Raw genomic sequence first — 11,735 nt, 5'->3', positions numbered from 1 at the left:
ACCTTTTGGTTACTTTTGGCTGGGCCGGCATTCCGGGCGTTTGCCAAAAGTGACCCGCTGTAAGAGCGGAACCATAAGCCGCCGTTACCGCAGCAACGGATATGTACACAAACCTCACGCCGGAAACCGCAATGGCAACGCCGGCTTCAGCAACGCCGCCGGATCCCGATAACGCGCCCCAAAGTGGTCCCCCGGCAACCGCGCCCGCCCAGCCCCAAACAACCGCTCCCGCAATGTCTCCCCCTCGTTGTACCGCTCACGAAACCGCCCCCGACGACGCAACTCCGGCACCACCAATTCAATAAAGTCCCGCGCCGTCTCAAACGACAAATACTGCCTCAGGTTAATCCCGTCGATCCCATCCTCATCCAGCCATTTCTCAATCGCGTCCGCCACCACCGTCGGCGTACCCGCGACAAAAAACCGCTCGCGATTAAACCCGCCCAACTGCGCCAATACCGCCCCAACAGTGGAGTCCGCCTTGTACCGGCTCAAACTCTCCCACCCCTTGACCTGCCGACTCACCAGATCACTGATCAACGTATCCCGCGGATACGCCGTCAAATCAATCGCCGACTGCCCGTGAGCCAGCGACGCCTCGACACTCACCAACTTGCGATAACTGTCGAGCTTGGCACTCACCTCCTCATCGGTCCGCCCAACGATCACCCCCGCCATCACAATAAACTTCAACCCCGCCGGATCGCGATCATGCTCAACCGCCTTCTGCCGCATCGCCTGGATATTCGCCCGCACCGCCGGCGCATCATTACCACCGGTAAACACCACTTCGGCATGCCGCCCGGCAAACTCGATCCCGGCCGGTGACCCCGTAGCCTGAAACAATACCGGCGTACGCTGCCGCGAAGGCTGGCACAAGTGTGGGCCGGCAACCTTGAAGTGCTCCCCCACGTGGTTGATATAGCGCACCTTGTCCGGATCGGTGTAGATCCGACGCTCACGGTCGACAATCACCGCGTCATCGTCCCAGGAGCCTTCCCAAAGCTTGTACAGCACGTCGAGGTATTCATCGGCGATCTCGTAGCGGTGATCGTGAACCACCTCAGTGTCGTGCCCGAAGTTGCGCGCCGCATTCGGCAAATACGAGGTGACGATGTTCCAGCCCACCCGCCCCTTGGTCAGGTGATCGAGGGTACTCATGCGCCGCGCAAACGCGAACGGCGGTTCGTAGGTGGTGGAAAAGGTCGCGCCGAAACCCAGGTTCTTGGTCACCCCGGCCATCGCCGGAATCACCAGCAGCGGGTCGTTGCTGGGAATCTGCATGCCCTCACGCAGCGAGGTCTCGGGGCCGTCGCGAAAGCGGTCATAGGTGCCAATCACATCGGCCAGGAACACGCCGTCAAAGGTGCCGTATTCCAGCAGCTGCGCCAGCTCGGTCCAATAGTCCAGGTCGTTGAAACGGTGCCGGTTGTTGTCCGGGTGCACCCACAAACCATGGACGATGTGGCTGACGCAGTTCATTTCAAACAAATTCACGTGCAGTTGCTTGGGCACCAGGAGCACTCCTTTCGTAGATACGTTTTCCAATACGTCAGATCGCGACATTCAGGTAGAACGGGATCGGCGTGTAGTCGGTTTCAAGGGTCGGGATCGCATCGATCAGCGCGCGGGTATAGGCATGGGCCGGACGGTCGAACACCGCGCGTACCGAGCCGGACTCCACCACTTCACCGGCCTTCATCACCAACACGCGCTCGCTGACGTGGTTGATCACGCCGAGGTCATGGGAAATGAACAGGCAGGCCAGGCCGAGGCGGCGCTTGAGGTCGTCGAGCAGTTCGAGAATCTGTGCCTGTACCGACACGTCGAGCGCCGACACCGGTTCATCGCAGATCAGGATCTGCGGCTCGGACGCCAACGCTCGGGCAATCGCGATGCGCTGGCGCTGGCCACCGGAAAGTTCGATCGGCCGGCGCGACAAGGCGCTGGCATCAAGGCGTACCAGATCCAGCAGTTCCAGGGCACGGTCGCGCCGGGCATGACGCGGTACGCCAGCCACCACCAGCGCTTCGAACAGCACACGCTGCACGGTGTAGCGTGGGTCGAAGGAGCTGAGCGGGTCCTGGAACACCACTTGCACCGCACGCCGGGCTTCGCGTTTTTGCCTGGCGTCGAGGTCGGACCAGCGCTGGCCATTGATCCACACCTCGCCGGCATCGGCGGTTTCCAGGCCGAGTATCAGCCGGGTCAAGGTGGTCTTGCCGCAACCCGATTCGCCCACCACCCCCAGCGTCTCGCCGCGACGCAGCTGTAGCGACACCTGGTTCAGCACCGTGCGGGTTTTGCCGTCGGGGCCGACAAAGGTTTTGGACAGCTCGCGTGCTTCAAGCAGTATTTCGCCCTGGGGCGCCGGCTCGGGCTCCACCGCCGTGAGCAGTCGGCGTGTGGGCTGGAAGTGCACGGCCTTGGCGGCCCGCAGCAGCAGTTGGGTATACGGATGACGCGGGTCTTGCAGGACCTGTTCGGTGCTGCCCTCCTCCACGATCACCCCGTGGCGCATCACAGCCACGCGATCGGCAAGGCGCGAGACCACCGACAGGTCGTGGCTGACCATCAGCAGTGCATTGTCTTCACCGCGCAGGCTCTCCAGCAGGGCGATGACCTGGGCCTGCACCGTGGCATCCAGTGCCGTGGTAGGTTCATCGGCAATGATCAGCCGCGGATTGCAGGCAATCGCCGAGGCGATCAGCGCCCGCTGGCGCAAGCCACCGGAAAGTTGCCAGGGGTATTGGCTGGCGCGCAGTTCCGGTTCCGGCACACCGACATCCCGCAGCAGTTCCAGCACCCGCAGGCGGCGCGCTTCCAGGCCCAATGCGGTGTGCAGGTGCAACGGTTCTTCGATCTCGGCACCGACGCGGCGCAGCGGGTCCAGCGCGCCCAACGCGTCCTGCATCACAAAGCCGATGCTCGCGCCGCGCAGTTGCTGCCAGGCCCGCTCGTTGAGCTGGCGCAGGTCGACGCCCTGGAAGGCCAGCTTGGCAGCCTGGACATGGGCGTCCTTGCCGGTGAGGCCAGCCAGGGTGCGGGCGGTGACGCTTTTGCCGGACCCCGACTCCCCCACCAGCGCCAGGCATTCGCCCCGGTTCAACTGCAGACTGACACCGTGCAACACCGGCTCGGCCTGGCCGAAACGTACTGTGAGGTCGCGGATATCGACCAACGGGCCGAGGGTATGAATGTTCATCGTCATAGAGGCTTTCCTTCGCTGCGGCGCAAGAGTTCGCGGCCGATGGCACTGATGGAAACAACGGTCAGGGTGATGATCAGGGCGGGCCAGGCCACCAGCCACGGCGCATTGGCCAGGAAGCTGCGCCCGATGGACATCATCCCGCCCCACTCCGGCGCAGGCGGCGGTGCGCCGAAGCCGAGGAAACTCAAGGCGGCACCGGCAGTGATCGCGCCGCCGATGCCGATGGTGGCGAGGATCAACACGGGCTTGAACGCATTCGGCAGGATGTGCCGCAGCACCACCGCCAGCTGCGATTGGCCGAGGGTGACGGCGGATTCGACGTAGCCGGCATTGCGTACGCTGAGGGTTTGCGCCCGCACCAGGCGCGCATAACGCGGCACGCCAGCGATGCCTATCGCGAGAATCAGGTTGGCCGTGCCCTGGCCGAAAAACGTGATGATCACCAGCGCCAGCAACAGGTCGGGAAAGGACAGCAGCACGTCGATCCCGCGCATCAATGCGCTGTCCAGCCAGCGCGGCCCAAGGCCTGCGATCAAGCCGAGCAAGGTGCCCCAGGCCAACCCCAGCGCGGTGGCGGCGAGGCCCATGAACAGCGACGAACGCACGCCATAAATCAATCGGCTGAGCACATCGCGCCCGTTCTCATCAGTGCCCAGCCAATGCACATTGCTCGGCGCCTGGAACGCCATGCGCGCCGACGCCTCCAACGGGTCATACGGGGCCAGCCATTGCGGAACAACGGCGGCCAGCAGCAACAGCCCGACAAATACCCCGGCGAGCAACAGACCCGGCCGCAGTTGGGTAAACCCGACAAGACGCAACGGGCGATTGCCGATCAACGTTTCAATGGTTTGCGTCATGCCAGGCTCCTGGTGCTAGGGCGCGGGGTTGGGGATGCGCTGGTGGATGGCCTGGACCTGCGCCTTGATCTCGTCGCTGAGCGTCACGTCCAGCGCGCCGAGGTTGTCGCGCAATTGCGCCAGGCTGGTTTGCCCGGTCAGTGCGCTGGTGACGAAGGGTTTTTCGATGATGAAGGCCAGGGCCAGTTGGGCCGGGGTGAGGCCATGTTGCCGGGCAATCTCCACGTAGCCGGTGATGGCCTCCTGGGCCGAGGCACTGTCGTAGCGATTGAAAGTGCGGTACACCGCCGACAGCCGCGAGCCCTCGGGCCGTGCGCCGCCGAGGTACTTGCCGGTGAGTGCACCGAAGGCCAGCGGCGAGTACGCCAGCAGCCCGACGCCTTCGCGATGGGTGAACTCCGAGAGGCCGCCTTCGTACAGGCGGTTAAGCAGGCTGTAGGGGTTTTGCACACTGGCAATGCGCGGCAGGCCGAGGCGTTCGCTTTGCTTGAGAAACTCGGCGACGCCCCACGGGGTTTCATTGGAAACCCCGATGTGGCGCACCTTGCCGGCCTTGACCTGATCGGCCAGCACCGCCAGGGTTTCCTCGATGGCGACGCTCTGGGTGTCTGCCTGATACGGGTATTCGCGCTGGCCGAAGATGTTGGTGGTGCGGTCGGGCCAGTGCAATTGGTAAAGGTCGAGGTAGTCGGTGTTCAGGCGTTTGAGGCTGCCGTCGAGGGCTTCGACGATGTTGCGCCGGTCGTGGCGGCTGAGGCCGTCGCGGATGTGCTGCTGGCTGCTGGGGTCACGGGCCGGGCCGGCGATTTTGCTCGCCAGGATCACCTCGTCACGTCGACCACTGGCCGCCAGCCACCTGCCGATGTAACGCTCGGTGGTGCGCCAGGTTTCGGCCTTGGTGGGCGTGGGGTACATCTCGGCGGTGTCGATGAAATTGATACCTTCGGCCAGTGCCAGGTCGATCTGTTGATGGGCATCGTTTTCGGTGTTCTGGTGGCCCCAGGTCATGGTGCCGAGGCCCAGCACGCTGACTTGGATGTCGCTATTGCCCAGTTGGCGGTAACGCATGGGTGATCCTTTTTTCTTCAAGGGTTGATGGCTCATACCGCACTCGCTTCGTCGCGGGCGGCCTGCTGCTCGGCGTCGGCGGCTTGCAGGCTGCGCCAGGCGGCGTTCGGGGTGACGTCATTGAGGTAGTAGTTGCCCAGTGCCCGTTCGCGAAAGATCGCCGGGTTGTGGGAGGCCAGGGTTCGTGCGTTGCGCCAATGCCGGTCGAAGCGACGCGACTCGCTGGTGGCGGAGGCGCCGCCGACTTCGAACAGCAGCGTGGTGGCTTCCAGCACCTGTTCCAGCACGATCTGTTGCGCCTGAAAAGCGCGAATCTCGGCCTCGGTGTAATGCTGTTCGGTTGCGTGCCCGCCCTGCTCCGCTTCGTGCACGTCCTGCAGCACCTCCGCGACGGCCAGCACCTGGGTGCGTGCGGCATAGGCCAGGCTCGACAAGCGGCCAATCACCCGCTGCACCAGCGGGTCATCCTTGGGGCTCGATTGCCCCGGCACACCAAACGCGCGGGTGCGGCCCTTGACGAATTCGGTGGCGTCACGCAGCACGGCGTTGGCGATGCCGGCCAGGGTCGCCAGGTGGAACAGCTGGTAGAAAGCGCTCAGGTAGGACTCGGCGCGCAGTTCGTTTTTCTTGAAGCGCCGCACAATGTGCTGCTCCGGTACGTTCACCGCCTTGAAGCGGGTGGTGCCGCTGCCGGTGAGTCGCTGGCCAAAGCCGTCCCAGTCATCCTCGACGGTGACACCCGGCGCGTCGGTGCGTACCGCGAGGCTGACAAAATCTTCGCCATCCAGGGCCACGGCGGCGATCCAGTTGGCGTACAGCGTGCCGGTGCAGTAGTACTTCTCGCCGTCCAGCTGCCAGCCGGAGTCGACCGCGCTGAGGGTCACCGAGTTGCGGGTGGTGTCGGTGCGCTCGGCCATCGCGGCGCCCCACAACTCGCCGTCGACGACTTTGGCGAACCAGTAATCCTGGGAAGCGCTGTCGCGGCTGGAAAGCCGGCCTTCGACAAAACCAAAATGCGCGCGCACGATCTGCGGCAGGTTTGAATCGGCCTCTCCCAGTTCAATCAACAGGCGAAACAGCTGCGGCAGGCTTGCACCCAGGCCGCCCAAGGCCTGCGGCACACGCAGTGCGCCAAAGCCGGCCTCGCGCAGCCAAGCCACCGCGTCATGGGCCAGCTCGCGTTGCTGCTCGCGGGCGACGGCGGTGTCGGCTATCCGGGCAAATACGTCAGCGAAACGCTGGTGCAAGTCGGCATACCTCACTTCAGCGGGGATCGAAGCACTCATGGTTTTTCCTTCTTCAAAGGCACTCACGCTTGGTTGGCCCGAGGGTCAATCCAGCGGTTGATCAAATCGACGGCCAGGTTCACCAGCACATAGACGGTGGCGGCCAGCAAGGTCACGCCCAGCACCACCGGCACGTCTTTGTTGCTGGTGGCATCGAGCATCAAGCGCCCGATGCCCTGGCGTGCAAACAGCAACTCCACCACCACCGCGCCGCCCAGCAGGCTGGCGAACACGAACCCGGCCAGGGTCACCAACGGCACCAGCGCATGGCGCAAGGCATGACGCAGGCGCACAGCGGTTTCGGACAAGCCACGGGCACGGGCCATGGCAATAAAGGGTTGTTCGAGGGTGTCTTCCAGGGACTGGCGCAACAGCTGGGTCAGCACTGCCGCCACCGGCAACGCCAGCGCGATCGAGGGCAGGATCAATGAGCGCCAGCCAACGGAACCGGAGGGCGGCAACCAGTGCCAATGAAACGAAAACACCAGCAACAACAGCATGCCGATCACAAACGAAGGTGCTGATGACAGCACCAGCTCGCTGCCTGAAACGGCTGAGCGCACCCAACGCGAACGGTTGGCGGTGAGGATCGCGCACACCAGGGCCAATACCACCGCCAGCAACGCCGCGCTCAGGGACAGTTGAACGGTTGCACCGATCTGCTCGGCAATCGCCTGCTGCACCGGGATGCGCAAGCGATAGGACTCGCCCAGGTCGCCATGGGCCAGGCGCACCAGGTAATTGCCGTATTGCACGATGAGGGGTTGGTCCAGGCCGTACTCGGCACGCACCCGGGCCAGCAGCTCCGGGGTGGGCATCGAATCCGGCCCGCCGAGGATTGCCAGCGCCGTGTCACCGCCACTGAAATTGACCGCGAGGAACGTCAGCGTCGCCGCGCCCCACAGCACGCCAATGCCCGCCAGCAGGCGCCAGGCGATGGATTTGAACAGGCTCATGGTTGCCCCCGGTCCAGCCAGATGCTGGTGAAGAACGGTACGTTGTGGGAGGTATCGAAAATCACCCCCTGGACCTGCCGGCCATACGCGGTGAGCACCTGGCTTTCCACCGAAGGCACCGCCGGGACGGTTTCGGTCAGGCGCTTTTGCGCCTCGCCATAGAGCGCCTGCAATTGCACCGGGTCGCGGGATTGGCGGGCGGCGCTGAGCACGCGGTCGAGCTCGGCATCACGGAAGCGCCCGACGTTCTGGCCGATGATCTTGTCGGTGCTGATGGCCTGGCTGTGATAGAGCACGAACAGGCCATCGGGTGTGTTGGTGTGCCAGTAACCGCCCGCCAGCGCCTGGAACTTCCCGGCGTAGCGTTTCTCGGTCACGCGGGTCAGCGGCAGCATTTCGATGGGCATCTCGAAGCCGACTTTTTTCAGGTCGGCCTGGATGGCCACCGAAACGCTGGCGGGAAACGCCGGGTTGTCATAGGACAGCATCGTTGCCTTCAGGCGCTGCCCGTCCTTGGTTCGATAGCCCTGGGCATCGCGCCCGGTCCAGCCGGCCTCGTCCAGCAGCGCATTGGCGGCTTTCACGTCGTAGGCCAGGGCGTCGTTGTTGGGTTGATAAAACCGGGTGTTGGCCGCCAGGAAATCCGCCTTGGCGATGTATTCGCCGAAGCCGGAAATCCACGCCAACCCTTCGCGGTCAATGGCCTTGGCCACTGCGCGACGCACCCGTACATCGTCGAACGGTGGCTGCTCGACGTTGAAGGTCATGCTGCGGCTCGGGTTGCCTTTGCGGATCCGGCTGCGCATCACCAGGTTCGGGTTGGCACGGATGGCGGCGGCATTCTGGGCCGGTGCATCAAGCGCGAAATCCGACTGGCCGGACTCTAGCGCCGTGAAGCGGATCATGGCTTCGGGGACGTAGCTCAGTTCGATACGGTCCAGGTAGGCATCGCCCGCGTGGCGCGTCACCGGTGGCGCCCAGTTATAGCCGGGGCGCTTGATGAACACCGCGCCCTGGTCACGGGTGTAGCTCTGCAACGTAAACGGCCCGCTGCCGATGGGGTGCTCGGCGATGGTCTTCGGCGCCTCGCGAATCTGCCTGGGCGAGATCATGCTCAACCAGGACTGCGCCAGCACATCCAGGAACGGCGTATAGGGTTCGCGCAAATGGGCTTCGAAGGTGTAGTCGTCGATGACCTTGCCATCCAGGTACGGCGCGATATAGGCCGCGGCCAGTGGGGACTTGGTCGCCGGGTCGCGCATGTGGTCCAGGTTGGTTTGCAGCGCCTGGGCATTGAATTTCTCGCCGTCGCTGAAGGTCACGTCGTCGCGCAGGTGAAAGGTGTAGGTCTTGCCGTCGTCGGAGATGTCCCAGGAGCGGGCCAGCCACGGGCTGATATTGCCCTGCTCGTCCTGGTACACCAGGCAATCGAAGAGAATCCGGCCCATCCACTGGATGTTGCCGTTAGACAGTGCATGAACATCGAAACTGCCGGCGTCGGAGGCGGCTGAGACGCGCAAAGTTCCGCCACTGCGCCCCGGTGACGACTCATGAAAGTCCGTCGCCGAATAAGTCACTACACCGTTGGTGACCGTGCCATCAGCCGCAGACGTTTCATGTTTCGGTGCCGCAGCCGGTGAGCAGGCATTGACTGCCAGGCACAGTGAAATAACCGCCGAAAGTTTCAGGATGGTTGTCAATGACACTTCCTTAGAGGAACTCGATGAACACTGAAAGTTTGCAATTACGGGGTGTAATGCAGTGAGCATGCCAGTCTTCAAGAAACGCCATATTGACCACAAAACCAGCGCAAAACCCTTGTAAAACGGGGCGAACACTGCCAAACACTTATATGGTTATACCCGTTATACACCCCGGGATTGTTGGTAGCCTTACACACTGCTTATCAACTGTTGCGTTCGCGACAGCTGCAGCAATCCCAGCCATTAAAGTTGACTGTTGAGAATCAAACACCGATTCAAAACAAAGTATCCCGCAGAACACTTAACCTTAACTAAGCGCCCGTATTCCTTGGCCAATAGTCTTGGCATAGAAACTGCTCAGAGCGAAACAGGCATGACTATTCGAATAGAAAGCTGGGGCTCTTTTATCTATTCACAAGGAACACGCTTAATGGATCCAATCTTTCGGGGAGAGTTGCAAAAGTTGACACTTGCCGTGCGGCAAGCAACTTGGCTGGCGATGGTGGGACTGGGCTCAGCCCTGGTTTTTTCCGCCAGTGTGCAGGCAGATGATGAGGTCACACCGACGACCGGAACACGGCTAAAGACGGTGACAGTAGAGGCACAAAAAATCACGCCCGTTGAGGCAGCCAAAAGTCAGCTGTCCGAAGTGCCAGGCGGCACCAGCGTGGTCGACAGCGAACAAGTGGCCAAGGGACGCACCGCCACCTTGCAGGACACCCTCGCCTATCAGCCGGGGGTGTTCGTGCAGTCCACCGGCGGCAACGACGCGGCCAAGATTTCCATTCGTGGCTCGGGCGCCAACACCTCGCCGGGGTATTTCCGTGAGGGCATCAAGTTCCTGTTCGACGGCCTGCCGATCACCGGCCCGGGCGGCACACCCTACGAATTCCTCAACGGCTCGGGGGTGAACTACACCGAGATCCTGCGGGGTGCCAACGCCTTCCAGTACGGCGCACTGAGCCTTGGCGGCGCCATCAACTTCGTCAACCAGACCGGTTACACCGCACCCGGGCTGCGGGTGCGAGCGGAAACCGGGAGCTACGGCTACAACAAGCAAAGCCTGAGTGTCGGCGGCGTCGAGGGTGCGTTCGATTACTACCTGAATGCCGACAACTACCGCAGCGACGGTTACCGCGACTACAGCCTGTCGAAAAGCCAGGGCGTAGTGGCCAACTTTGGCTACCGCTTCAGCCCGCAACTCGAAACCCGGGTGATGCTGCGTTACCGCGACGAGTTCCACAACGACCCGAGCGCCACCACCCTGGATGCGGTCAAGCACCATTCCGACCGTGCCAGTGCCACCGCCGAAAGCAGCGGCGCCGGCAGCCGTCGCCCCGGCAGCGTATGGCTGGGCAGCAAGACCACCTACACCTTTGAGGACGACGCCACCCTGTCGGTGGGTTTCGTCTACTACCAGTACGCCCACAACAACAGCCCGAACAGCCCGAGCAACCCCAGCTACTGGGACTGGCATGACCTGAGCGCGGTGATCAACTACGACCGCCGCGACACCCTGTTCGGCCACGAAAGCCGCTCCAGCCTGGCCTTCACCTCCACCGAACACCTCAAGGGCCAGGTCGACTCCACCTTCGCCAACAAACAGACGCGCAAGTTCGTCGACTACAGCTCCTCGTTCGATCACGTGCTCTCCGTGGGCAACGACCTGGAACTGGTAGACGGCCTGTGGCTGACCAGTGGCGTCTCGGCGATCAACGTGCGCCGCCATGCCGACGTCAAGGAAGCCCTGGTGGCCAACACCACCACCTACCCGAGCGATGTGACCTACGACAACTGGAGCCTGGCACCGCGAGTGGGCGTGCGTTACGAGTTCAACCCACAACTGCAAGTGTTTGCCAACGTCAGCCGCTCCGTCGACCCACCGGCGTCCTGGGAATACTCCGGCTCCGGGCCGACCACGCCGTACGTACGGCCGCTGGTGGAACAGAAAGCCAATACCGTGGAAGTCGGGATCAAGGGTTCATCGGGCATCTTCGACGGCAGCCTGGCGCTCTACCGCTCGTGGGTGAAAAATGAATTGCTCAACGTGCAGATCATCCCGGCCACCTCCACGGCTGCTGCGGTCACCGGTGCATTCAACGCCACGCCGACGATCCACCAAGGGATCGAGGCCGGCTTGAATACACGCCTGTGGGAAAACACCTCGGGTGAAAAAATCACCCTGCGCCAGGTGTATACCTATAACGACTTCTACTACCGGCACGACCCGACCTTCGGCGACAACCAACTGCCGGGGATTCCGAAGCATATCTATCAGGGCGAAGTGCAGTATCAGCACCCGGCGGGATTCTATACCGGGGTGAACGTGCAATCGGCTTCGCGTACGGCGGTGGATTATGCGAACAGCTTCTATGCGCCCTCCTACACGATCTTCGGGGCGAACGTGGGGTATGAAACGCCGAGCAAGGACTGGAAGGTGTCGCTGGATTTGAAGAACCTGACAAATCAGAAATACGTGACGGCGGTGCAGCCGTTGTATGACGCGAAGGGGCAGGATACGGCTTCGTTGTATCCAGGGGATGGGATTGGGGCTTATGTGGCGGTGGAAATGCGCTATTGAGTCAGCGCATAACCTTAGCTGTCGATGTTCTTATTCCTCACGCCCGGCGATGGGTAAATTGTTAGCCACG

8 protein-coding genes are annotated in these 11,735 nt (G+C 62.6%); 1 reads left to right on the top strand and 7 read right to left on the bottom strand.

What is annotated here, in order from left to right; translation table 11 throughout:
- Window positions 1-114 precede the first annotated feature (114 nt).
- From ACW9I6_RS06485 to ACW9I6_RS06455, 7 genes are read right to left on the bottom strand one after another with little or no spacing between them, the layout of a single operon-like run.
- On the bottom strand, window positions 115-1,515 hold the full coding sequence (locus tag ACW9I6_RS06485) for an LLM class flavin-dependent oxidoreductase (protein WP_008431781.1): 1,401 nt from the start codon (window positions 1,513-1,515) through the stop codon (window positions 115-117).
- Between the two features lie 37 nt (window positions 1,516-1,552).
- A complete protein-coding gene (locus ACW9I6_RS06480) occupies window positions 1,553-3,211 on the bottom strand; it encodes a dipeptide ABC transporter ATP-binding protein (protein WP_457339073.1) in 1,659 nt (552 codons plus the stop codon).
- Window positions 3,208-4,071 (bottom strand): ABC transporter permease, encoded by an 864-nt coding sequence (locus ACW9I6_RS06475; RefSeq protein ID WP_102368596.1) that lies wholly within the window; start codon window positions 4,069-4,071, stop codon window positions 3,208-3,210. The genes ACW9I6_RS06480 and ACW9I6_RS06475 overlap by 4 nt, the downstream gene beginning before the upstream one ends.
- 15 nt (window positions 4,072-4,086) lie before the next feature.
- The gene (locus tag ACW9I6_RS06470; RefSeq protein WP_102368595.1) at window positions 4,087-5,139 is read right to left on the bottom strand and encodes an NADP(H)-dependent aldo-keto reductase; all 1,053 of its coding nucleotides are present in this window, start codon (window positions 5,137-5,139) and stop codon (window positions 4,087-4,089) included.
- Between the two features lie 32 nt (window positions 5,140-5,171).
- Window positions 5,172-6,425, bottom strand: a complete 1,254-nt coding sequence (locus tag ACW9I6_RS06465) for an acyl-CoA dehydrogenase family protein (RefSeq protein WP_457339072.1) — start codon at window positions 6,423-6,425, stop codon at window positions 5,172-5,174.
- Between the two features lie 23 nt (window positions 6,426-6,448).
- Window positions 6,449-7,381, bottom strand: a complete 933-nt coding sequence (locus tag ACW9I6_RS06460; RefSeq protein ID WP_177023199.1) for an ABC transporter permease — start codon at window positions 7,379-7,381, stop codon at window positions 6,449-6,451.
- Window positions 7,378-9,087 carry an ABC transporter substrate-binding protein gene (locus ACW9I6_RS06455; protein WP_457339071.1) on the bottom strand — a complete coding sequence of 570 codons (1,710 nt, stop codon included), beginning with the start codon at window positions 9,085-9,087 and terminating at the stop codon, window positions 7,378-7,380. The genes ACW9I6_RS06460 and ACW9I6_RS06455 overlap by 4 nt, the downstream gene beginning before the upstream one ends.
- Before the next feature lie 427 nt (window positions 9,088-9,514).
- Here ACW9I6_RS06455 and ACW9I6_RS06450 point away from each other — a divergent pair, with 427 nt between their 5' ends.
- Window positions 9,515-11,665, top strand: coding sequence for a TonB-dependent receptor family protein (locus ACW9I6_RS06450; RefSeq protein ID WP_177009396.1), 2,151 nt, complete (start codon window positions 9,515-9,517; stop codon window positions 11,663-11,665).
- Window positions 11,666-11,735: the final 70 nt, after the last annotated feature.

It is taken from the genome of Pseudomonas sp. SDO5522_S412 (genome assembly GCF_054071215.1).
This window is presented reverse-complemented; position numbering and strand designations above follow the sequence as displayed.

Bases quoted from the DNA above. Each gene is read 5' to 3' on its own strand.
- ACW9I6_RS06465 (WP_457339072.1), bottom strand. From the start codon at position 6,425: ATGAGTGCTTCGATCCCCGCTGAAGTGAGGTATGCCGACTTGCACCAG.
- ACW9I6_RS06460 (WP_177023199.1), bottom strand. From the start codon at position 7,381: ATGAGCCTGTTCAAATCCATCGCCTGGCGCCTGCTGGCGGGCATTGGC.
- ACW9I6_RS06480 (WP_457339073.1), bottom strand. From the start codon at position 3,211: ATGACGATGAACATTCATACCCTCGGCCCGTTGGTCGATATCCGCGAC.
- ACW9I6_RS06470 (WP_102368595.1), bottom strand. From the start codon at position 5,139: ATGCGTTACCGCCAACTGGGCAATAGCGACATCCAAGTCAGCGTGCTG.
- ACW9I6_RS06450 (WP_177009396.1), top strand. From the start codon at position 9,515: ATGGATCCAATCTTTCGGGGAGAGTTGCAAAAGTTGACACTTGCCGTG.
- ACW9I6_RS06475 (WP_102368596.1), bottom strand. From the start codon at position 4,071: ATGACGCAAACCATTGAAACGTTGATCGGCAATCGCCCGTTGCGTCTT.